The organism is Maritimibacter sp. UBA3975 (assembly GCF_002384975.1).
Classification (GTDB): Bacteria; Pseudomonadota; Alphaproteobacteria; order Rhodobacterales; family Rhodobacteraceae; genus Maritimibacter.
On record NZ_DGCP01000002.1, the window covers coordinates 371434 to 394457 of the forward strand.

The following is a 23024-nucleotide window of genomic DNA, read 5'->3' on the forward strand; positions in this document are numbered from 1 at the left end:
TTTCTGGGACCAAGACAATGATGAACAGACGAATGATGCTGGCGTCGACGGCGGCCTTCGCGGTCCTGAGCGCCTGCTCGAAGTTCAAGACGTACAACGGTCCGGAAGTGACCGAGATCTTCGTGTTCAAGGAAAACCGCAAGATGTACCTGATGCATCATCAGACGGCGCTTGCGGAATATGACGTGGAGTTGGGTTTTGCCCCCTACGGCCACAAGCAACAGAAGGGTGACGGGCGCACGCCTGAGGGCACTTATCGCGTGAACCGCCGTAACCCCGACAGTGCATACCATCTTTCGGTCGGGATTGATTATCCGAACGACACGGATCGCAAGATCGCGAAAGAGGCCGGGGTTAGCGCCGGGGGTGACATCTTTATCCACGGTGGTCCGACCGAGAAGCGCGACAAGGGCAAGGCCGACTGGACAGCCGGCTGCATCGCCGTAACGAACAAGGAAATCGAGGACGTCTACGCGATGGTGCGCGACGGGACGCCGATCCACATCATCCCGGCCAAGCAGCCGCCGCTCGCGAACCCGCGGCCGGGCACGCCCAAATCACTCGACGAAGTCGCGCCGGACATACTCATCGCGCATGGGCGGGAGCCTGTGATGCCGATGGACCCGCTTCTCTGGCAGGCCCAAGTGCCGGGTGATGAAGTCATGGTGACGTCGAACGCCGTGTCGAACTGAACCCGCGACATCTCGGACAAAGAAAAGGGCGCCTTCGGGCGCCCTGTTTCGTTTCTTGATCGGCCGCATTAGCCGCCCATCAAGAGTGTCCACCAGATTTTTCCGTTCTGCTCCTGATAGAATGCGATGCCGAGGTTACGGCCCCGGCTGTCGAGGATGACGTTGCGCGTGTCGGGCTGCTCCATCCATGCCGCAAGCGTTTCCAGCTCGGTCTCGAAGGTCTCCGAGATGTTCTCACCCAGCATCGGCCCGGAATAGCCCGCCCGCTGCACCCGATCGATTGGCGAGGACCCGTCGGACCCGAAGTGCCAAGGCCGGTTCTGCACAGCCATGTCACGTGCATGCGTCGCAGCCGCCGCATTGAGCTGGGCGTTGAGCTGGACCGGCGGCACGCCGGCCACCTCCCGCAGTTCGTTAACGGAGTCGAGGACGCGGAACTGGATGCGGTCCTCCTGCGCCTTCGAGATTTTGTAGACCGACGGCATCGGTTTGCCATCCGGACCCATGCGCATCGGCTGTCCGGTATCACAGGCAGCCAGCAAGAACATGAGTGCGGAAACGAGGAGCGCGGCACGGGTCATGGGAAGGGGTGTATCCAGTCTCGATCTTCGGGGCCACAACGCCTTAGCGGCAAACCGGGTGACGATCAATTCTGCATAGGCAAAATTCGGCGTGAACGCGGCGGATTGATTTGCGGCTGGCAACTCTCCGCCGTATACAGACACACATTCCTATATGACATCGAGGAACAGATCGGCGATGAGTGACTTTCGCAAACCTCAAATGGGGCGGCGTGGTTTCCTGGCGTCCGGCGTGGCAGCCGTAGGCTCGCTTGCCGTAGCGCCCGCTTTCGGGCAAAACGCCACCGGCAATTCGACCGAAGTCGAGCGTGACCTTTCGGAAGTAGTGCGGCGCAATATCTCAAGCTTCCGTTCGCTGGATTGGCGCCCGTATTTCGACAACCTGAACAATGGCGCGATCCTCGTCGACATCACGTCTCGCGCGCTGCACTACTGGAACCCGGAAGGACTCTACAAACTCTACCCGACGTCCGTGCCGCTGACCGAAGATTTGACCCGTCGCGGCCGAACCTCGGTGGTACGCAAGGTCGAGGGTCCCGATTGGCGCCCGACGCCCGCTATGCGAAAGCGAAATCCGGAGTGGCCGGAGTACATTCCTGCCGGCCCTGACAACCCGCTCGGTACCCACGCGCTTTACCTCGGTTGGCAATATTACCGGATTCACGGCACGCACGACACGCGCAAGATTGGACGCCGTTCTTCCAATGGCTGCATCGGCCTCTACAATGAGAATATTGCAGAACTTTTTGGCCTCGCGAAGGTCGGAACTCAGGTGTTGCTTATCTGACACCAAAGGGCGGTTTCGCTGGAAACCTGTTGCATTTTTTCGGTGATACTGTTTTCTGCAAGCACGAGGTACAGAACTACCCTTGTTCCGGCGCGCGAGTGTCGGAAGGACAATTGGAGATTGAAATGAAAAAAGTCATGCTTGTTGCGGCCGTTGCCGCTCTCGCCGCCACCGCCGCTCAGGCTGGTGCTCTCGTCGATCCGATCGTCGAGCCCGAAATCATCGTGGAACAGTCGTCGTCGTCCTCGAACGCCGGCATCATCGTTCCGCTGATCTTCCTCGCCCTCGTCGGCGTGGGCGTGTTCTGCGCGGTGGTTGCGACCCCCTGCTAATAACACGCGCTGGGCACTCTGCCCGGTACGGAAATTGGAAACCCCGTCGCTTGCGGCGGGGTTTTCATTTGTGCGGTGCCACTTTGCCTGGCGGAGCAAAAGAAAAGGCCCGGTCGAAGTGACCGGGCCCTCCTTTTCGTAACGTCGAAGGCGTTCAGATCGATTCGTCGATCCAGCTCTGAAGGGCCGCCTTCGGAGCCGCGCCCACCTTGTTCGAGATCGGCTGACCGTCCTTGAACATAAAGAGCGCCGGAATGCCGCGCACGCCCAACTGGGCCGGCGAATTCGGGTTTTCGTCCACGTTCACCTTGGCGATCTTGACCTTGTCGCCGTATTCGGCGGAAAGCTCTTCAAGCGCCGGGCCGATCATCTTGCACGGGCCGCACCACTCGGCCCAGAAGTCAACGACAACCGGAACATCGGATTTCAGGACTTCTTCTTCGAAAGTGGCGTCGGTCACGGCGACGGTGGTCATTGGACTGCTCCTTGCATGATGCGTTGTCAGGAAACTAGGTATCGCGCTTCATCCCGTCAAGCGAACGAAATGTGCGTATTGCCACACCGGGGGGCACATCCATGAGGGTTGCGCTCCGAGTCCACAGCACCGCGCTCGTGATCTCGCGGTCCGGATAGAGCGGCGCGAGCGCCACTTCGTAAGCTCCGAGCTGTCGTAGAATGCCTTCGGGAATGTCCTCTGGCGAGCCTGGCACTGTCTGGTTCGATTTGAAGTCGATCGCGCAGATCCGGCCCGGCTCGATGATGAGCCGGTCGATAATTCCGTGGATACGCACACCGTCAGGGCCGGCGGGGGCGGACACTTCGACCTCCGCCAGCGCATCGGCCGAGAAGAGCGGAGCAAGAGCGGGGGTGGTCAGAACCCGGCTGACCTCATCCAGAAGCGCGGCGACCTCCGCGTAGTCTGCGGCGTCTTCACCAAAAGCCAGAAGCGCTGTCGCATGATGAGACCATTCCGCCTGCGGATAGTCGGGAAGGAATTCGAGCAGACGGTGTATCTGTCGACCACGCCGCTTCGCGGCGTCGTTGTCCGCTTCACTCGCACTTTCCAATGCACCCGCAACGCTCTTGGCGCCCTCCAGCTTGGATGGCGACAGCGGACGCGGTGGCGCTTCGCGTATCGGGGCGGCACGTTCGGTCCAGTCGGGCGGGTCGGGTTCCTGCTCGGCAACATCCTCGACATCCTGCGTCTCGGGTTCGGGCCAGACGCCGTCCTGATACCGCAAACCGCCCACGCCGGATGGGAATCCGCGCGGCGCCGCGTCCAGCGCGCTCACCCCATGCCGAACAAGGCCGTGCCAGGAATCCGCGGCCTCCTTGCCCATATCGCCGGCGCCCGCCACGATCAGCCAGCTCTCGGCCCGCGTCATCGCGACGTAGAGGAGGCGCATCCGCTCCTCCCGTTCGCGTTCCTTGGCGTCTTCGTTCAGGCCCGTCAGGGACTGCGGCATGTCGTCGGCCCGCGGTTTCCAGATCAGCTTCCCGGCGTTTGCCACCAGATCGCCGCGACCGCGCAGGTCGCGCTTTGCGGTATCCGGAAGGATCACCACCGGAGACTCCAGCCCCTTTGCGCCATGCACCGTCATGACGCGGATCTCGCGGGCCTTGGCATCCATTTGCCGCTTGATCTCGACATCCTCGGTGTCGAGCCAGGTGAGAAAGCCGGTCAGGCTGGGCACTTCCATGCGTTCATAGGCGAGCGCCTGCGCGAGCATCGCATCGATCCCATCCTCCGCTTCCGCGCCGAGTCGTCCGAGAAGCAGTCGGCGTCCGTCATGCCGCGTCAGCACGCGGTCGATCAGGTCGTAGGGCCGCAGGTAATCCGCCCGTTCGCGTAGGTCCTGAAGCACTTCGACCACATCGCGATGTTCGCTCGCCCAGAGCGCGCGCCAAAGGTACTGATGGTCTGGCCGCGGATTGGCGAGGCGGAACAAAGCATCTTCGCTCAGTCCGAAAAGCGGGGAGCGCAGGACGGCGGCGAGCGACAGGTCGTCCTCCTGCGTTGCGAGGAACGCCAGCAGCGCGGTGAGGTCGCGAACGGCCATTTCGCCCCCGATGCGCAGCCTGTCGGCCCCGGCGATGGGCAGTCCGCGCGTCTTGCAGGCCCGGATGATATGTTTGAAAAGATCCGACCGTCGCTGCACGAGGATCAGGATGTCGCCCGCAGTCACGGGACGAAAACCACCCGCGGCTCCGTCCGTCACCGGGACCTTCTCCTCCCGAATCATGCGACCGATTTCTTCCGCGATGCTCTCGGCCAGCATGACCGAGTGATCCGTGGGCGCCGCAACGTCGAGGGGATCATCCCAAGGCCGCAACTCGTCGGGCTTCACGGGTTCAATGGCCGGCCAAAGGTCCACGCGCCCGGGCCGCATCGCGTGGAAGGCCTTGTGGTTTGGGGCTGCGTCTCCGAGGCCGCCCGCCTCCGATAGCGTGCTATCCACTGCTGTCAGGATCGCAGGCGCCGAGCGGAAGGAATATTCAAGCGGCATCTGCTGAAGCGGTCGGTCCATCTGCCCAAGCCCCTCACGGAACCGGTTGCGCATTTTCGCGAACTCCGCTGGATCGGCACCTTGGAAGGAGTAAATCGACTGCTTTGGGTCGCCGACCACGAAAATCGACCAGTCCTTGTCCGCATGGGCCCCTTCACCGGACATGAACTCCCGCGCGAGACTGTCGATCACACGCCATTGCGACGGACTCGTATCCTGCGCTTCATCGACAAGGATGTGGTCGATCCCGCCATCCAGTCGGTAGAGCACCCATTGCGCGACATCAGACGTGTTCAGAAGTGCCGACGCGCGCAGGATGAGGTCGTCGAAGTCGAGCCAGCCGTTCATTGCTTTGCGCTCTTCATAGGCACGCACGAACGGGTGCGCGAAGGCGTGGAGTGCGCGCGTGCGCTCGGCGGTCAGGAGGGCAAGGCGGCGGTCGCGCATACCTTCGACGCGAGCCATCAGCCCGTCCAGCGCATCCGTCAAATGCGCGGCGGATCCGGCGCGGGTTCCCTTGGTAGGAAAAGACCCTATCTTGGCCGAAAACGGGCTTGCAGCGCTCTTTCCGGTCAGGAAGACGGACTCCAAGACCTCAAGATCGCCAAAGGCAAGAGCATCCGGATTGATGCTCGAAAGCTTGTCTGCAGCTGTGATTTCAGTCTTGCTGCCCGTCCGCAAGATGGGCAGCAACACGGCCAGCATCGCACCGTCACCGGGCGCGAGCGTCTCGGCGAGGACCGTTTCCCGGTCGAGTGCGGGCGGCAGATTGAGCCAACTCCAAACTGTCTCGCGATCCACCGGTTCCAGGAAATGCAGCCGGTTTCCGACGATTTCGCTGGTGAGCTTGTCCAGTTCGGCCCCGGTGTAGTGCTGCGCAAGACCCTCGACCAAGGGTCGCGGCGTGCCGGCGGCCATTTCCTCGACGATCTCTTCCTGAAGGAGTTGCGCAGTCCGGTCGTCCATTTCTTTGAAGTCAGGCGAAACGCCGGCTTCCATCGGGAAACGCCGCAGGATCGTCGCGCAAAACGCATGGATCGTCTGGATTTTCAGCCCGCCGGGAGTCTCGATGGCGCGTGCGAAAAGGCGACGGGCTTTGCGAAGGTCCGGTGCTTCCGTAACACCAAGCACATCGAGCTCGGACTCGAGCGCGCTGTCGTCCAGCATCGCCCAGGCCCCAAGGCGCTTGAAAAGCCGGTTTTGCATCTCGCTCGCGGCGGCCTTGGTATAGGTCAGGCACAGGATGTTCTGAGGCGGTACATCTTCCAACAAAAGCCGCGCCACGCGGTCGGTCAGCACGCGGGTCTTGCCGGACCCCGCGTTCGCAGAAAGCCAAGTGTTGCCGGTTGGATCGGCAGCGTCGATCTGGCACTGCGTGGCTTCGTCCCGGCTCATTCGCCCACCTCCGTGCCCTCTGGGTCAGCGGTATGGTCCCACTCGCCGTACCGGGCGAGGTGGTCGTAGTCCCCGCCAAACCGAGCTGAGCTTTCTACAACCCGCCGTGAAGTATAGCCCCGGTCTCGATCCTGGAAATAGGCGAGAATCGTCTCTAGTTCAGCCTGAACGCGCTCAAGATCGGCTGATGTCACGTCGATCGGGACGACTTTCGGCGTGGCGCCGAGACCGATATAGGCCACTCGCGCGGTCGCCAGCTTTCCAAGCCCGTCGAACCCTCCGGCCCGGGCCACAAGCGCCTCCAGCAGCAGTTGCTTGTCATAGGCACGCTGCTGCTTCTCCGAGGGCGGCGCGCCGGTCTTGTAGTCATAAATCGCAACCTGACCGTCATCGCGCAGGTCTATCCGGTCGGCTTTGCCGTAAAGCGTGAAGGGTGGAGAGCCGAATGTAGCTTTGCCCGCGACCTCGGTGTGGATGTGGGTGACCTGTTTCTGGCGTTCATCCTCCCCTTCGAGAAACCAATCCGCAACACGCTCCAGCTTCGCGAGCCAGAGAAGCCGCGTGGCGGGCCAGGGCGCCGTCGTCTCGAACTCTTCGCGTGCTATGGACATGAGCCGTCTCCGGGCGTCCGCGCGGGCTTCGGTCTTAGGCCGCTCCTTGATGAATCGCTCCATCACGTCATGGATCGCCGTTCCGCGCAGGGGTGCGTCGGGCGATTGGTGCAGCGGGTCGAGCGCGTGCAGGCGCAGGATCTTTTGCCCATAAATTGCATAGGGGTCACGAATGAGCGTACTGATCCGGGTGAAGGACAGGGCTGTCGGCCGCACCTCCACCGGCGGCCGGGGCGAGGGGCGCGGAGCCGGCGCGACCCGGTGTCTGTCGCGCTGGGGCCGGTCGAGTTCCCGCGCGACCGAGAGCCAAGCCGCGCCCCGATCCTTCATGGCGGCCAACGCCTCCGCGCCAGCCTCCGACATCCCGGACATCAGGTTCGTCATCCGGTTGATCCAGCGCGAGGGCACCGTCTCGGCCTCCTCGTCCCTAAGCGAACGGGACAGAATTACCTCCGGCGCGCCGATCCCCTGCTGGAAATCATGTGCGGACAGGCCGATTCGTCGTTCCGGAAGTAAAAGACCCAGTTCCTTGCGCATGTCCCTGTTCATCCACGGATCCGGGGAAGGACGCTCGGGCCAGACGCCTTCGTTCAGCCCGGCGAGAATGACGAGTTCAGCGCCGCCGACCCGTGCTTCCAGCGTGCCCCAAATACGGATGCCGGGATAAGGGGCGTCCGGATTGCGCACCGAGCCGGTATTCAGTACGGCGCTGAAGAGGTCGCGGAAGTCCGAGGCCGACATCTCGCCGCCATGCTCCGCTTCGCGTTCCAGCTCGCCGACGACGCGCCGTGCTTCACGGCCCGCTTCCCGCGCCCACAACTCGTCGGGTGGGCCATCCTTGGCTCCGGCGACCAGCCGTTCTGTCAAGCCGATGGTGGCGGCGACGTGGTCGGCGAGCGGTGCTGTATGTGCGTCGCCAACGTCAGCGATCCAGCGCCCGGCCCATTCCGCCCAGGCCGCGTCCCGCTTATTCTTATCCGCCCATGACGCAAGCGTCACGAGGTCGGGAAAGGGCATCCCGCGGCGTAGGCCAGTCAGTTCCAGTTCCCGCGCGAGGCGAAGGTGCTCGTTCCGGTCCGCACCGCGATGTGTGAGTGGGTGCTTCAGTACAGTAAGCAGATCCACACCCGTCACTTTGCGGCCCCGCAGCTCCGCGACATGGCGCAAGAGGCGCCCGGGTGCGGTGAGCGGGAGCGGTTGCCCCGCGCTGTCATCGGGCCGGATGTCCCAACGGTCCAGCGCGGCGGTCACTTGGCGGGTCAGCACCCGGTCGGGTGTGATGAGCGCTGCCGATAATCCACGCTCGGCCGCGTCCCGCAGCACAACTGAAATCGCTGCCGCCTCCTCCCTTGGTGTCGGGGCTTCGATCAACGACAAATGCGCCGTCGCCTCGCCCACATCCGTGAACCCCGGCCCCTCAGCCTGCCACTGATCCGTGACTGGCGCGGGCCGCAGCGCGAGCGAGATGAGAGCATTGCGCCGTGGGGCAGGGGCGTTGATTGAATGCCAGTGCCGAACGTCTTCGGGGCCGAGAGCGAGCGCAGAAAGCAGACGGTGAAATCGGTACTGCGGATGATCCTCGGCGACCATCTGATCGTCCATCCCGCTCCAGGCCTTCGCCGGCATATCGAAGTCGTATCCCGGCAGGATCACGGCCCCTTGTGGAAGCCGCGCCACGGTCTCCATCAGCATCGCAGTCGCGCCGCGTGACCCGGTGGACCCCGCGATGATGATCGGATCGGACGGCGGCGATACCTGCCAGGTCGCCGTAATCCGCTCGATCACCCGCCGCTGCCTCGCTTCGAGGTCAGGTGGCTCGCTGCTCCCTGCGCCAAAGAACTTTTCGACCAGCGACACGAAGGCAAGGCTACGCGCCCAGTAGGCGGAATGCCGGTCGACGTCGAGGTCCTGCAATGCTTTGGGCCCGACACCTTCACCCTGCATCTCGTCCATCAGCGCGGCGAGACTGTCGGCCAGCGCGTAGATCGCGTGCCGCGGGGCGAGGTCCGGCTGGCTTTCCAGCAGGTCGGAAATCAAGCTGGCAAGCTCCAGCCGGCGCCGCAGCGGCGATACCGCAGGCGAGAGGTCCGCCATAGCCGCGTCGTGGCCAAGGTCAGTCACAAGTCGTATGCGCGGCAAAAGTGCGGGTGGCCCATCGTCAAACAAGTCTGCGATCCGACGCTTCATGCGCGTCGTGTTTACGAACAGCGTCACCCGTGCCATCGCGTCGGGGGGTTGGTCCGCCAACCTGGCACGAAGCCCGTCGATCACGGCACGCGGGAAATCGACCCCAGGGGCCTGGGCGAAGACGCGGGGGGTGGCGCTGGGCTCAAACATCCCGGCCATAGTCGAGCAGAGCCTCGGCCGCGGCAATCCCCTCCGGATGGCCAACATCGCACCAGCCACCGTCATGCACGATACCTGCAAGGCGGCTTTGCGCGATCATCTGGTCCCAAAGGAGGTTGATCGAAAAGGAGGTCTCCTCGAACGTCGCGAGACCCTCGGTCTTAACGATCTGCGCGCCGGAATAGACGTGGCCAGGGCCTCGGGTGAGGGTCCCGTCCCTCAACGTGAAATCCCCTTTGCCCTGATGGCCGGTGGCCGCGTCGGGTGTAAGAAGGAGTAGTAAAGCATCCATCCGCTCTGGGTCCCAAGCGCTGCGCAGCTCGTCGAGCGGGTTCGCGCCCGTCCAGACGGAATCGGAGTTCAGCGTCATCACCGGCCCCGGACCGAGGAGCGGGAGGGCGTGGCGAAGCCCTCCGCCGGTTTCGAGGATTTCGTCCGGTTCGTGCGACAGCTTTATCCCTCGCGGCGACAGGTGAGCGGCGATCGGCTCGGGCCGGTAGTGCAGGTTGGCGACGATCGTGCCGATGCCTGCATCGTGCGCGATGCCGAGCGCGTGGTCGATAAGGGGCTTTCCCGCGACCTCGATCAAGGGTTTCGGTCGGTCGGCGGTCAGCGCGCCCATCCGGGTGCCGAAGCCTGCCGCGAATATCATCAGAGCGTCGGGACGGTCGCGCATTTGGCTTTCAGGGTTCTCAGGATTTCAGGGGTGGGGTCCGGAAGTGTGCGGGCAACGACATGGCCCAAAGCAGCGAGGGACGGGTGCGCGAGATCGGCAGAGAGATTGCGCCAGACGCGTGGGATGAGGTCGACGTAATGCGGCTTGCCGAAATGGAGTGAGAGGCGCGCGAAGACACCGAGAATGCGCAAGTTGCGCTGGGCTGAGACGGTCGCGCAAGCCTGCTCCAGATCGGCGGTCGTCTTGCCGGTCGCTTGCGCGAAATGCGCGATCATCGCGCTGCGGGTCGCGTCCGACACGTCGCGGCGGGCATCTCGGGCCAGCGACATCAGGTCGTAGGCCGGGTGACCAATGCCCGCGTCCTGGAAGTCCAGTAGCCCGACATTCGCGGGCGCGACACGGTCGGGAAGCCACAACAGGTTTTCCGCATGGTAGTCACGCAGAACAAGGACGGGTTGCCACGGCGCGAGCGCATCAAAGGCATCTTTCATGGCGGCTTCCAGCGCCTTCGTTCCTTCCGGATCGTGCGCGCCCGACGCGCCAAAGGCGAACCAGTCTATGGACAGGGTCGCGAGTGTGCTCATCGGGCCCGGCCCATAGTCCGGTGCGTCCGGAAGCGGGGCATCATGAAGGGCGAGAAGGGCGTCAGTTGCGGCGAGATAGAGCCTTTTCTCGGCATCCGGATCACTCTCGACGACATTTGAAAACAAGTTGTCGCCCAAATCCTCCAGCAAAAGGAAACCCTGTGCAGCGTCCTCCGCAAAGACCTTTGGTGGCGAGAGGCCTGCATTGGAAAGGTGCCGCCCGATCCGTACGAAAGGCCGGATGTCCTCGCCCTTGTCTGGCGGAGCATCCATGAGAACTGCCGGTTGGTCGGCGAGCCACAATCGCTCATACCGGCGGTTGGACGCGTCGCCTGCCAGCAGACTGCGCCGCGCGCCCCCCCAACCAGCGTTGTCGAGGAAGCCAGTGATGGCGTCGTCACGACCAGACATGCTGAAACCGGCCTAATGTGTGGGTCAGGTGTGGCGGGAGGCCTTCGATCTCCGCAATGCGACCGTCGTCATTATCGCCCTGTCGAAAGTTGATGCGCACTGCATTGGAGGGACCTGAATCTCCAAGCCGATCGGGCCATTCGACAAGACAGATGGCGGTGTCGAATGCGTCGATCAGGCCGAGTTCTTCGACCTCGTCCGGGTGTGTCAGGCGATACAGATCGGCGTGCCAGATTTCGTGGCCGCCGGAGGCATAGGTCTGAACCAGCGTAAATGTCGGCGAGGGAACGTCTTCGACAGGCTGACCATTGCGTGACAGGTGCGACTGGATGAGCGACCGCGCGAAATGTGTCTTCCCCGCACCGATAGGCCCGGACAACAGAAAGACGTCCCCTGGTTTCACAACCTCAGCAAGGGTGACGGCAAGTGCGGTGGTCGCGTCCGGGGTCGGAAGGTGAACTGTGCGGGAGCCGGCGTCGATCATGCCTCCGTTGTAATCGGCAAGCGAGGTGGGGCAAGTGGTTTCACGATCCGACGCCCAGCAACCGATTGTCACCGCGCTGCAGGGCGACATCTTCCGGCACCTCGGCAGTCCCGTCATTGAGTCTGAGCTGTGCGAACTCGATCAGCGTGAAGCCCCGGGGGAGCGGCGCGACCCTGCAAGTAAGCGCGCGTCCGTCCAGAAGCGTGATGTTTGCTTTGCACGGTTCACGCACACCTGCATGGCCTACGGTGGCGCGGATTTCGTCCCAGACGCCGCTGGGCGCCGATGCGTTTCGCCAGTGCTCGATGGAGTCATAGATGGACAGATCGGTCAGATCACCGGCGCCGCCGCTGGCCCAGATCGTCGCGTACTGCGCATTTGACAGGGTGAGCACGCCGGCGGTCGAAAACACGGCGACGGCGGCGGGCATCGCGTCGAGCGTCGCCTGCGCGGTTTCGATCTCGGCCCGGTGTTTGCGCGCCAGCTCGATCTCGGTCGAAATATCTTCGAATAGAAAGGCCACCGCCCCGTCCGGATGGGGCCTTCCTGTGACGCGATACGTTTGACCGCCGGGCAAAGTCCACTTGTCCTCGTACGTCCCGTTTCGCGCTTCAGCGACGAGGTCTGAGACTCTTTGGCGCCAGGATTTGTAGTCCTTTGGCTCCGGCATCATCTGCATCTCGCGCAACCGGTCGAGAAACGAAGCGAGGGTGGGCTTCGAGATCAGGAAATCCACCGGCAATGTCATGAGATCGACAAGCGCCGGGTTGAACATCGCCAGTTCCCGCGAACGGTTGAAGATCGCGATTCCGATGGGCAGCGCGGCGAACGTCTTGGACAAAGTCGTCACGAATTCGTTCAGCGACGTCTCGGCTTTCACAAGGTCATCGGTGGGCGTCGCGGTGCAGAGCCGGCCAGACCCGTTGGGTTGAACATGGACCTCGAACCAGTGCCGGGACTCGTCTCCCGCCGCACTTACCGCGACGCGGGCGGTCTGACTGCCAAAGTCGTCACCATCCGTGTCCGGAATGTCGAAAATCCGGGTGGGCGGCCAGCCATGGCCCGCGTTATCATGAAGGTCGGAAAGAAGATCGAGATAGGCACTGTTACACCAGGTCACTGCGCCTCCTTCGTCTTCCTCCCAGATCGGAAAAGGTGTGCGTTCTGTTGCAGCGCGCAACGTTTCCAGTTCACGGTTCAGCGCGGCAACGGTGTATTGATCGGTGGCCGCCGTATTGTCACCCACACCCAGCGAGGAAAGCGTGATCCGCGCGATACCATCGTGCCATTCTGCGTGCAGAAGGCTGGTCTCGTCGTTCGACTGCCGCTCCATCTCGCCCAGATCGGCAAGCTCAAATATCCAATCATCCAGTCCTGGAAAACGCGGCTCAAGGAGGCCCGAGAGGCGGGACCAGTCGCTGCCCCGCTTCGGAGCCGTGGCCAAGAGGTCGCGGGCCGAAGTCGTCACATCCACCAGCGTTTCGTTTTCAAACAGGAAGGTAATCGTGCCACGCTCTGTCAGAACCGTTTGGCGAAGGCCGCTTGCGCGCCACCGGCCAACAAGGCCAAGTGCCAGAAGCGTCGCGAAGGCGACCAGAAAAGCGATAAGAACGAGAACGACGGCAAGCAGCGTGGTCATGTGAGAGGCCCGGTCGTGAAAGACGCCTCACCCTAAGGTTGTGATAGTTAACGAATGTTTAAAACCTACGTCAGCGAGGAAAATTGACGTTTTCGCCAAGGGCTGGCAGGCGCTCTTCCGCCTCGATGCCGCCCGGACGGCGGGGCCAGACCACCTCGACTATCGCCCCGCTCGGCTCTCCCGGCCGGGCAACTCCGGAATAAGGCTCCTGACCATTAGCGAATGTGAGCTCCGCCCCAGTCCTTTCAAGCAGCGTCTTGGCGATGAACAGGCCCAGCCCCATGCCCTCGTACTCGGGGCGCTTGCGGTCGGGTGAACTGCGGCGGCGGCGGATGAACGGGTCACCGATCCGGCCGAGGAGCTGTGGCGGGTAGCCGGTGCCATCGTCCACAATACGCACGGTCAGGACGTCCTCGTCCCAGTCTATATCGATCCAGACGGTCGTGGCGGCGAAATCCACGGCATTCTGCACGAGGTTTCGCAAACCGTGTACGAGTTCTGGACGGCGAAAGACTGTGGGCTGATCCGTTTCGTCCGTCTCGATCAGGATGGCTTTGCCGCGGTCGCGATGCGGGTCCGCCGCCTCCTCGACCACCGTGACGAGAGGGGCCTGGCGCAGATGCAGGTCGTCTTTGCCGGAGCGGCCCATTGACCGGAGGATATCCCGGCACCGATCCGCCTGATCCCGGATGAGCTGGGCATCCTCGCGCAAGTCGGAGCCTTCGGGTAACTCAGACACCATCTCTGCGGACACCAGCTTGATCGTGGCAAGCGGAGTGCCAAGCTCATGTGCGGCCGCCGCGACCACACCACCCAGATCGGTGAGCTTCTGTTCACGAGCGAGCGCCATTTGCGCGGCGAGCAGCGCCTGACTCATACTCTGGGTCTCGGTCGAGATCCGGCGGGTGTAGGCCGCGATGAAACCGATCGCCACGACGATTGCGACCCAGGAGCCAAAGATGAACACATCTGGCAGGCGCAGGACGTCTCCGTTTGTCGTGCGCAGGGGGACATGAAGGTCGGCGGCAAAAGAGATAAGCGCGATGGCTGCCGCCCCGATGAGAAGGGTCGAGCGCAGCGACAGCGCCGTGGCTGCCACCGTGACCGGAGCGGCAATCAGTACGGCAAACGGGTTGTTCAACCCACCCGTCAGCAGGATCAGAAGGCCGAGTTGCATCGTGTCGAACAGAAGAATCGCGACCGCCTCCCGCTCTGTGAGGCGTTTACTCTCGGGATAGACGAAGTGAAAAATCAGGTTGGCGATGATCGACAGGCCGATGATGGCGGCGCAGAAACCGAGTTCGATCTGAATTGCGAAGACGCGGTCCGCGACGCCGATGGCACCGATCTGCCCGGCGACCGCCACCCAGCGCAGAATGTTGAGTGTTTGCAGCCTGATCCAGCTCTTGCCGGGGTTTGCCTCGAACAGGGCGGCGCTTGGATCTGGCATATCGTCCCGGGTTTGTGACTGGTTGCGTCAAAGTCTCCCCTTGTTAGTCGGGGCCGCTTGGCCGATCAATGCGCCCGAATTGCGCAGGAGCATGTCATGACAAAGTTTGCGGCCGTCGCGGGAGCGATCATCCTGGCCATCCTGATCGGAGGGACGGCGGGCTATTGGTATTTCAATCGCGCCACTGACACCTTCGCCGATTGCCGGTCGACCACCGTCGGCGGCGGCACCAGTGCCATCGGCGGACCCTTTACGCTCGTGAGCGAGGATGGCGAGACGGTGACGGAGCAGGACGTCTTCACCAAGCCAACCCTGCTTTACTTCGGCTATACGTTCTGCCCGGACGTCTGCCCGCTCGACAATGCCCGAAACGCCGAAGCGCTCGACCTTGTGCAGGAGCGAGGCTACGACGCACAGATGGCCATGATCTCCATCGACCCGGAGCGCGATACGCCCGAGCAGATGAAGGATTTCACCTCCTACCTCCACGAAGACATGATCGGACTCACCGGTTCGCCCGAGCAGGTCAAGGCGGCGAGCCAGGCCTACAAGACCTATTACAAGAAACAGGACGAAGGGGACGACGAATACTACCTCGTCGATCACTCCACCTTCACCTATCTCGTGTTGCCCGAAACCGGGTTCGTGGAGTTCTTCAAGCGCGACGATACGCCGGAGCAGATCGCCGATACGATGTCCTGTTTCATCGACGCGTCCTCCTGAACCGTAGAAAGGTTAGTTCCTTTTGATATGCATCAATTCGACATGCGGTCGTTTGATGCATAAAGTTTCGTGAATGCGAACAGGTGGAGGGCAGTACATGTCCGAGAACGTGGCATATGACCTTGGCGAAGACCGCTCGATCCTTTTGGTCGATGATGACGAACCGTTCCTGAAGCGGCTGGCCCGCGCGATGGAAAAACGCGGTTTCGATGTCGAGATGGCCGACAGCGTTGCGGGTGGCAAGGCTATCGCGAGTGGGCGTCCGCCGGCCTATGCCGTGGTCGACCTTCGGCTGGGCGACGGCAATGGACTCGATGTGGTCGAAACTCTTCGTGAACGTCGGCCCGAGTCCAGGATCGTCGTGCTTACGGGCTATGGCGCAATCGCCACGGCGGTCGCCGCGGTCAAGATCGGGGCGACCGACTACCTGTCCAAGCCCGCCGACGCCGATGATGTCGTCAAGGCGCTTCTCGCAAAGGACGACGATCTGCCCCCGCCCCCTGACAACCCGATGAGCGCCGACCGTGTGCGTTGGGAACATATTCAGCGGGTCTATGAACTGTGCGACCGCAACGTGTCGGAAACCGCGCGGCGATTGAACATGCACCGGCGGACGCTGCAACGGATCCTCGCCAAACGCTCTCCGAAATGAGGGCAGGGCTGTTTGCCCTCGCGACCGTCTCTCTGGCCGCCTGTACGGGCGGCGCGCAAATGGCGAACGTACCGGCGCGCGTCGGGGCGCAGTTTGTGCCAGACGAACGCGGGCTCGCCATCGAGGGAACTGCGCAGCGCATCGACTTTGGCCGCTCGCCCAAAGGCGTAGTCCCGGTGCTGGAGCGTGAGCTGGGCCGGGGTCAGGCAATCCCACTCACCGGCTGCCCGGATGGCGTGGCGCAGCAGGTGGATTGGGACGGCCTCATCCTCACCTTCACGAACGAGCGGTTCGTCGGCTGGCGCACGGCATCGGCCCGCGCCGGTCAGGCCTGCGCCTGAGCCATCCTCCTGAGCCAGGTTCGGAATGTCCGCGCTCCCGGAGTGAGGACGCCGGGACGGGTCAGGACATAATATCCCAGCCCCTCCGGATCGCCCTCATAGAGCGTTGTAAGCTGGCCGGAGCTGATGTCGGGTTCGACCAGTGCGAGTGACTGGATCGACAGACCCAGCCCGGCGCGCACCGCAGACAGAACCATACCGTTATTCGCCATGTCCTGCGCCCCGATCCGTTCGAAATCGATGCCGATGGTGCGGCCCCAGATCCGTTGCTCGTTCGCGGCGGACGAGAAATACCAGTCATATGCGCCCAGCCGCCCAAGCTCTTCGATCGAACGGGCCTTGGTGTAGTCCGGGGCCGCAACGACAGCAAAGCGGCTGACCGCCAGCGGCTCGACCTCGTACCCCGGCCAGGCGCCGGTTCCGAACCGGATGGCAAGGTCGATGCCGTCGCGGCGTAGATCGGCCAGCCCGACCGAAGGAACAAGCCGAACCTCGACATCCGGATGCTTCGCCCAGAACTGACCCATGCGTGGCATGAGCCAGACTTCCGCGAAAGATGGTGTCAGAGTCACCGTGATCGGGCGGATTGCGTTGCGATCGAGAATCGCCCCCACGCCTTCGGAAATGCGCGAGAATCCGTCTCCGAGCGCGTCGGCCAGCTCACGGCCTGTTTCGGTAAGGCGCATCGTCTGTCCATCCCTGCTCGCAAGTCCCTCTCCGAAATGGGTCTCCAGCGTACGCAGGTGCTGTGCGATGGCCGCATGGGTCACGTTCAAGTCGCGCGCTGCGGCGGAAAGCGTGCCGTGGCGCGACAGGGCTTCGAAGGCGCGGAGGGCGGCGAGCGAGGGGATTCGGGACCAGTCCATGTTTCTATTGTAAGTCAAACTTACAGTTTTGAAAGTTTAGAAACTCGCACCGAGCCAACGAATGCTTCATTTTGAACTCAGCAAGACGCAAAGGAGAAACGCCATGCTGGGTATCATGAACACTGTCATCCGCACCGCAACCGGGGCTGACTCGCGCCGTGAAACCGGTTTCGAGCGGGAATACCGCATCCGTCACGCCGACCGTGTGTCGCGGGCCGAGGCCGAGCTGGAACTGGAGCGCCGCCTGCGTAGCCGGTTTGCACCGTAAGCCTCACTACAAGTTAACAGCTCAGCCGCCGGGACGCATGCCGCCTCCCGGCGGCTATTGTGTCGGGGTTTCGGCGCTGATCGAGGCCACTGGCTCACTCAAGATGAAAAACAGCGCCGAATGTGATATCCAGGAGTCCTGCGCCGACAGATCCTGGCCAGACCTGAATTTGATTCAAATGCTTTCCGGGGGGCCCATGATTGCGCGCACGTTCCTGTTTGCCATCCTCGTCAGCGCGCCTGGTGCCGCGCTGGCAGAGCTGGAGTTTTGTAACTCGACCGATGATGTCGCGTCTGTCGCCATTGGCTACAAGGGTCCGCAAGGCTGGACCTCCGAGGGATGGTGGAACGTCGATCCGGGCGACTGCACCGTCGCGATCCGGGGCGACCTTCCGCTGACCCATTACTATTACCGCGTCGTCTCGCCGAGTTGGACCTTCGACCATGAGCGCTACATGTTCTGCACCTCGCAGCGCGTTTTCACAATCGTCGGGGATACGGAGTGCGAAGCGCGGGGTCACGCTCGCGAAGGGTTCAATGAAATCGCGTTGGAAGGCCGCTCAGCTTTCACCGTCGAGATTGGCGGAGGGGCACCCGAACGAGAAGACGACAGGCTTCCCTCCCTTTTCGATGACTTGCTCGATACGTCGCCGCAGGTCGAATCGGACCCGCCCGGAACGCACGGCGACTTCAAGACGCTTAGCGGCCTTTTCAGCCACTGCGCGGACTTCGGCGATGAAATCGTTTGCTTTTTCACCACCCAAGGTTGGGTGATCGGCGTCGCGGAAAGTGGGCCGACGCCGCTCCCCATCATTCTGGATCTTGAAGACCGGCCGGTGAACACGCCGATGCAGTTCTCTGGCGATGTATTCGAAGAGTACGACGGGCGCGCCCTTATGGCGCTGAGCGATTACATGGTGACCTCGCCCGACGAATACGCCGCCGACCGGGCCGCGATGCAGGGCGTTTGGGAAGATGTCGAAGGCTCCGCTGGCCGTCTCGACGTTTTTGGAAGCTTCCTGACCCAGATTTACCCGGACGGTCAAACGGACATCAACGTCATGCACTTTCGGCAAGGCTGTCCCGGTTCGGGTGGCGATGGTGTGGCACTGCGGCTGACCCCGGACGATCCCGCAGACGATGAACAATGTGCTTTCCTGTCCTATGTCGATGGCGACGAACTGGACCTGCTATATGTCGATACCACCGGGTCAGGGGCGGCGCCGGTCCCCATCAGTTACCGCAGGGCCCGATAGACTTGACCTGTGGCCTAGGCGTGGGCCTGATGTGAGTGGGGACACGTGAACAGGATCGGGGATCGGATTGAAGATACGGGCTATTGCACTGGCGCTTGCGCTCGCCGCACCGGGGGCCGCGCAGGCGGGGCTGGAATTTTGCAACCAGACGGGCGCAAACGCCTCGGTCGCCATCGGGTACAAAGGCTCAGGCGGATGGGTGTCGGAAGGGTGGTGGAACGTCGATGCAGGGGCCTGCAAGACGGTGATCTCCCGCGATCTCGATCTCAGCCACTACTACTGGCGCGCTGAAAGCACTGATCTTTCCTGGTCCCACGCCAACTACATGTTCTGCACGACGGATGAGGCCTTCACCATCGTCGGTGACGAGGATTGCGCTGCGCGTGGCTACGACCGTGAGGGCTTCAACGAGCTCGAGATGACGGGCTACACGTCCTTCACGATGAACCTGACGAATGAGGGTGACGGGCGCACAGGCAACCTGAATGGAGGCGGTCGCGACCCGGAGGAGAACATCGTCTACCCGGACGAAAATCCCGCCCAGTATGACAGCGCCGCCTCTGACGTGGTGATTGACCCCGTTGGAACGCACGGCGAACCCTATTCGATCACTGGGATTCTCAGCCATTGCGATGTGTTGGACAACGGGATTCAGTGTACCATCCTTGCCGACGGCTGGATCTATGTCGCGGACAGCTACTCTCCTACGCCGTTGCCGATGCTCGAGGACCTGCTCAACGCGGGTGAGAACCGCGCGATCCAGATTTCCGGTGATCTGATGGACTATGCCGGGCAGCAGGCGAATGTGACGATCCGGGAATACAGCTTCGGTAATCCCGATGCCTATTCCGTCGAGCGCGGCCTGATGCAGGGTTGGTGGACCTCGGTCGATGATGCTAGCTACGAGCTCGTCATCTACGGCTCGATGTTCGAGGAATACTACAGCGGCAACCCGGATCTGGCGGCATTCATGTTCTACCAATGGGGCTGCGACAGCGCCTTCGACGGCCAGATCGCGTTTCAGCTCGTCTCGTGGGACGGTAACGAACAACGCTGCGCGTCAATCGAATACGTTGACGATGCATCAATGAGCATCTGGGTCGCCGGCACGATGAAACCGCTTCGCTTCCGGCGCGCCAACTGAGTTTAACGGGTCGCGATCCAGTCCGCGACGGCTTCGGCACATTCCGCGGCCGTCAGAGCAGTGGTGTCTAACTCGAGCACATTGTTCGCGTTCCCACCGATGAGGATGCGGCCCTCCTCGTGATACTGGAGCGCCAGCGCGCGTTTGCGAGACTTGCGCATCGCATCCCGGCCAGCGGACCCGATACGCCGTGCGTTTTCGTCAGGGTCGCAATGCACATGGACGACGTAGAGCGGCCCGCGCGTCTCGGCAAGCCGCTCGATCCGCTCCCAGGTTTCCGCCGACCAATCCGACCCTTCGCGCAAGGCGTCCGTCATAATTAGGGGCACGTCCGCAGGCAGTTCCGCGATGCGCTCATCCGCGATCTTCCAGACCGCCCGAACAGTGTCGTAGAACGCCGGGCTTTTGAATTCGGTGAGCGCGAATGCCAGGTTCATCTGCGTGTGAACATCAATCAGCCGCCCGCCGATCTGGTCGACGAGCGCCTGTCCGATGGTGAGCTTCCCGGTGCCGGGGAATCCGTTCAAGAAAATCAACATGGGCGGATCATGCATGGTTTCCCGCTCTTGGCCAAAGAAAAACCGGCGCGGGAATGGCCCGCGCCGGTCTGTCTCCTTCCGGACCCCGATCAGAAGTTCAGGGACACGTCCCTGTGCCGGGCGTTGCAGGACGCCATTGCCAGAGCCTGCTGGCGTGTGAAGCGATCCTGCGAGCGGATGCCGAACGTGCCTTCGACCGCTTCGACATAGGCCCGAATGCCCGGAATGAGCGCCTCGGAGTCAGCACGCCATTGCGCTTGTGCCGCGTATTCCGCCAGCGCTTCCTCATAGTCTTCGAGGATCGACTCGCGGTCGGGATCATCCTCGTCGATCTCGCGTCGTGCGCTTGCGATAGCGGACTCGACATCTCCGGCGCCCTCTACTTCGTCGAACAGCTCTTCGACCGCTTCCACCTGTGCGGCGTCCGCTTCGCCCTGACCGTTCTCCATCAGGTCACGCAGCCCGTTGAGCTCGTCTTCCAGCTCGGCGAAGGCCGCGTTGCTTTCGAGGATGGCCAGGACTTCGGCCGGACCGGAGTAGGCATTGTCCGCTGCCCGCCGGTACTGGTTGCGCGCAGAGTCCTCGGCTTGCGTGAGCTCGGCGAAGGTGTCGTGGACTTCATCCCAGCCCTCCGGGACTTGAGTCTCGAGTTCCGCGATCTCTTCTTCAAGCTCGGCGACATGGGTCTCGGCTTCCGGGCGTTCAGCGGAGTCAGCCTCCATCCGGCCCAGAAGCGTGGACTCGGTGTCCAGCTCTTCGCGCAGGCGGCGCAGCTTTTTCTCGAGGTCACGCACCACGGTCTGTTGCGGGCGATACTCGATGGCGGCTGCAGTCACGGCCTCTTCGGCCTGCTGGATCTCCTGCATTCGCGCGATGGCATCCTCGGCAGCGTCGACGCCGTCCGCGAATTCCTCGGCGAGGTCTTCGGGAAGTGGCGTGAGGTCGAGCGCACGCGCCGCCTCGATCGCCTCAGACGTGCCGGGGTTGCTGGCCAGTTGCTGGCCGACGTAATCCTCAAGGCAAAGCTGCAACTTGGGGTTCCGGGGCGGTGGCGCCGTTTCTGACAGAAGACTGACGCGGTTTGGCAGATAGTTCACCAAGGGTGGGTAGGCACCCACGATGCCCAGCGCGATGAGCTGGAGCACGATGAACGGAATCACCCCGCGATAGATCTGAAGCGTCTTGACCACAGCCGGCGCCACCCCGCGCAGGTAGAACAACGCGAAACCGAAGGGTGGCGTCAGGAACGAGGTCTGGATGTTCAGGCCGATCATCACGCCAAGCCAGACCGCCGTGACGTTCGCACCGGGATCGGACAGCAGGATCGGGGCGACGATTGGCACCACGACCACAGCGATCTCGATGAAGTCGAGGAAGAAGCCGAGGACGAAGATCACGGCCATGACGATAACGAACTGGGTCCAGAACCCGCCTGGCAGAGAGTTGAGGAACTCGCGGACGAGCTCTTCACCACCGAAGCCACGGAACGCTGCCGTCAGCATCGCGGCGCCAAGCAGGATGATGAAGACCAGCGATGTGGTTTTGGCTGTTTCTAGCATCACGCCCTGTAGCGTGTGGTTGTTCTTGATGGCGCGGTAAGAGGACCAGATCAGCGCGATGACGATCAGGACGGTCGCGACGGCACCGATCGCGATGCCCAGCTGGTCTTGCGGACTGCTGATGGCCTTCACGTTCATCTGGAACCCGCTGAGCGCGATGGCGATCAGAACCAGCCCCAAAATGGCGATCAGTGCAGGACCGAAAACCATCCGTGTTCCTTCCGGCGCGAGCCGGTAGGAGGCCATGATAAGCGCACCGGCAGCCCCGATGGCACCTGCCTGGTTCACCGTGGCGATGCCGCCGATGATCGAGCCGAGCACAAGGAAGATGAGGGCGAGCGGCGGCACGAGGGCGAGAAAGACCTTGCCCCAGAATGCGAGGTTCCACTTGGTGCTCTTGTCATGAACCGCCGGTGCAGCCTTGGGCCGGATGATCGCGTAGATCAGGATATACGTCATGTAGATGCCGACGAGCACGAGGCCCGGGATCAAGGCGCCGAGGAACATCTCGCCCGCAGAGGTGCCCGACACGTCGAAAATCGACGGCATCTGAAGATCGCCTGTTGCTTCAGTGTAGAGATTCTTGCGCAGAGTGGATGCCTGATCGGCGGCCGAGGCCAGCTGGTCGGCGAGGATGATGAGCACGATGGACGGCGGGATAATCTGCCCCAGCGTGCCGGAAGCTGCGATGGTGCCCGTGGCAAGTGGTGTCGAGTAGTTCGAGCGCAGCATCGCCGGGAGTGAAATCATGCCCATCGCGACGACGGTTGCGCCGACGATACCTGTCGTGGCGGCGAGAAGTGCCCCCACGAAGACGACCGAGATACCAAGGCCGCCCGGAACCGGGCCAAAGAGCTGCGCCATGGTGACCAGAAGGTCTTCGGCGATCTTCGACCGCTGAAGCATGATGCCCATGAAGATAAAGAGTGGAATGGCTATGAGCGTATCTCGCTCCACCTCCCAATAGACCCCTCGGAGGTTCGTTACCCCCGCCGTAAGCCATTGCTGAGGCCCGCCGGAATGGAAGAAGGCGTCGGTATTGCCCTCGAACAGATACCCGGTCCCTGCGGCGAGACCGATGGTGATGATCGCGGCACCGGGGAGCGCGAAGGCCACGGGATACCCCGAGCCCAGCGCCGCGGCCATGATGCCGACGAGAAGCAGAAGGAAGAAAAGTTCCAT

At 62.6% G+C, this 23024-nt stretch carries 21 protein-coding genes; 9 read left to right on the forward strand and 12 right to left on the reverse strand.

Features of this window, described 5'->3' with window-relative positions; genetic code table 11:
- The first annotated feature begins 17 nt into the window (after positions 1–17).
- On the forward strand, positions 18–692 hold the full coding sequence (locus B2585_RS02075; RefSeq protein WP_339718044.1) for a L,D-transpeptidase family protein: 675 nt from the start codon (positions 18–20) through the stop codon (positions 690–692).
- A gap of 68 nt (positions 693–760) precedes the next feature.
- Here B2585_RS02075 and B2585_RS02080 read toward each other — a convergent pair whose 3' ends face one another.
- Positions 761–1273 carry a CAP domain-containing protein gene (locus B2585_RS02080; protein ID WP_292019463.1) on the reverse strand — a complete coding sequence of 171 codons (513 nt, stop codon included), beginning with the start codon at positions 1271–1273 and terminating at the stop codon, positions 761–763.
- 178 nt (positions 1274–1451) lie between these two features.
- Between B2585_RS02080 and B2585_RS02085 the strand changes: the two genes are divergently transcribed.
- Both B2585_RS02085 and B2585_RS02090 read left to right on the forward strand, forming a co-directional pair.
- Positions 1452–2060 (forward strand): L,D-transpeptidase, encoded by a 609-nt coding sequence (locus tag B2585_RS02085; RefSeq protein WP_292019465.1) that lies wholly within the window; start codon positions 1452–1454, stop codon positions 2058–2060.
- Positions 2061–2185: 125 nt separating this feature from the next.
- Positions 2186–2392 carry a hypothetical protein gene (locus B2585_RS02090; protein WP_292019467.1) on the forward strand — a complete coding sequence of 69 codons (207 nt, stop codon included), beginning with the start codon at positions 2186–2188 and terminating at the stop codon, positions 2390–2392.
- A gap of 154 nt (positions 2393–2546) precedes the next feature.
- Here the strand turns inward: B2585_RS02090 and trxA are convergent, their stop codons facing one another.
- The 8 genes from trxA to regB all read right to left on the reverse strand — a co-directional run bounded on the left by trxA (position 2547) and on the right by regB (position 14495).
- Entirely contained in the window at positions 2547–2867 is a 321-nt protein-coding gene (gene trxA, locus B2585_RS02095) for a thioredoxin (protein ID WP_292019469.1), read from the reverse strand.
- Between the two features lie 34 nt (positions 2868–2901).
- Positions 2902–6294: a double-strand break repair helicase AddA gene (gene addA / locus B2585_RS02100; RefSeq protein WP_292019471.1), complete on the reverse strand. Its 3393-nt coding sequence runs from the start codon at positions 6292–6294 to the stop codon at positions 2902–2904.
- A complete protein-coding gene (addB, locus tag B2585_RS02105) occupies positions 6291–9242 on the reverse strand; it encodes a double-strand break repair protein AddB (protein WP_292019473.1) in 2952 nt (983 codons plus the stop codon). Before addB ends, addA begins: the two co-directional genes overlap by 4 nt.
- Positions 9235–9927, reverse strand: a complete 693-nt coding sequence (locus B2585_RS02110; protein ID WP_292019474.1) for a nucleotidyltransferase family protein — start codon at positions 9925–9927, stop codon at positions 9235–9237. Before B2585_RS02110 ends, addB begins: the two co-directional genes overlap by 8 nt.
- Positions 9903–10922 carry an aminoglycoside phosphotransferase family protein gene (locus B2585_RS02115; protein WP_292019476.1) on the reverse strand — a complete coding sequence of 340 codons (1020 nt, stop codon included), beginning with the start codon at positions 10920–10922 and terminating at the stop codon, positions 9903–9905. The genes B2585_RS02110 and B2585_RS02115 overlap by 25 nt, the downstream gene beginning before the upstream one ends.
- Positions 10909–11406, reverse strand: coding sequence for a tRNA (adenosine(37)-N6)-threonylcarbamoyltransferase complex ATPase subunit type 1 TsaE (tsaE, locus tag B2585_RS02120; RefSeq protein WP_292019478.1), 498 nt, complete (start codon positions 11404–11406; stop codon positions 10909–10911). Before tsaE ends, B2585_RS02115 begins: the two co-directional genes overlap by 14 nt.
- Before the next feature lie 40 nt (positions 11407–11446).
- Positions 11447–13045: a PAS-domain containing protein gene (locus B2585_RS02125; RefSeq protein ID WP_292019480.1), complete on the reverse strand. Its 1599-nt coding sequence runs from the start codon at positions 13043–13045 to the stop codon at positions 11447–11449.
- A gap of 70 nt (positions 13046–13115) precedes the next feature.
- Entirely contained in the window at positions 13116–14495 is a 1380-nt protein-coding gene (regB, locus tag B2585_RS02130; protein WP_292019482.1) for a sensor histidine kinase RegB, read from the reverse strand.
- A gap of 96 nt (positions 14496–14591) precedes the next feature.
- Here regB and B2585_RS02135 point away from each other — a divergent pair, with 96 nt between their 5' ends.
- The 3 genes from B2585_RS02135 (at position 14592) to B2585_RS02145 (ending at position 16211) form a co-directional block, all read left to right on the forward strand.
- Positions 14592–15218, forward strand: a complete 627-nt coding sequence (locus B2585_RS02135; protein WP_292019484.1) for an SCO family protein — start codon at positions 14592–14594, stop codon at positions 15216–15218.
- 97 nt (positions 15219–15315) lie between these two features.
- On the forward strand, positions 15316–15870 hold the full coding sequence (locus B2585_RS02140) for an ActR/PrrA/RegA family redox response regulator transcription factor (protein ID WP_292019486.1): 555 nt from the start codon (positions 15316–15318) through the stop codon (positions 15868–15870).
- 59 nt (positions 15871–15929) lie between these two features.
- The gene (locus B2585_RS02145) at positions 15930–16211 is read left to right on the forward strand and encodes a hypothetical protein (protein WP_292019488.1); all 282 of its coding nucleotides are present in this window, start codon (positions 15930–15932) and stop codon (positions 16209–16211) included.
- Here the strand turns inward: B2585_RS02145 and B2585_RS02150 are convergent.
- Complete coding sequence (locus tag B2585_RS02150; protein WP_292019490.1) at positions 16196–17077, reverse strand: LysR family transcriptional regulator; 882 nt, start codon at positions 17075–17077, stop codon at positions 16196–16198. The genes B2585_RS02145 and B2585_RS02150 overlap by 16 nt on opposite strands.
- 103 nt (positions 17078–17180) lie before the next feature.
- On the opposite strand from B2585_RS02150, the gene B2585_RS02155 reads away from it, so the two are divergent.
- The 3 genes from B2585_RS02155 to B2585_RS02165 all read left to right on the forward strand — a co-directional run bounded on the left by B2585_RS02155 (position 17181) and on the right by B2585_RS02165 (position 19744).
- Positions 17181–17345, forward strand: a complete 165-nt coding sequence (locus B2585_RS02155) for a hypothetical protein (protein ID WP_292019492.1) — start codon at positions 17181–17183, stop codon at positions 17343–17345.
- A gap of 103 nt (positions 17346–17448) precedes the next feature.
- The gene (locus B2585_RS02160; RefSeq protein ID WP_292019494.1) at positions 17449–18600 is read left to right on the forward strand and encodes a DUF1036 domain-containing protein; all 1152 of its coding nucleotides are present in this window, start codon (positions 17449–17451) and stop codon (positions 18598–18600) included.
- 67 nt (positions 18601–18667) lie between these two features.
- Positions 18668–19744 (forward strand): DUF1036 domain-containing protein, encoded by a 1077-nt coding sequence (locus B2585_RS02165; protein ID WP_292019496.1) that lies wholly within the window; start codon positions 18668–18670, stop codon positions 19742–19744.
- 2 nt (positions 19745–19746) lie between these two features.
- Here the strand turns inward: B2585_RS02165 and B2585_RS02170 are convergent, their stop codons facing one another.
- Together B2585_RS02170 and B2585_RS02175 are read right to left on the reverse strand one after the other, a co-directional pair.
- Entirely contained in the window at positions 19747–20283 is a 537-nt protein-coding gene (locus B2585_RS02170; protein WP_292019498.1) for an AAA family ATPase, read from the reverse strand.
- 89 nt (positions 20284–20372) lie between these two features.
- A complete protein-coding gene (locus B2585_RS02175; RefSeq protein WP_292019500.1) occupies positions 20373–23024 on the reverse strand; it encodes a TRAP transporter large permease in 2652 nt (883 codons plus the stop codon).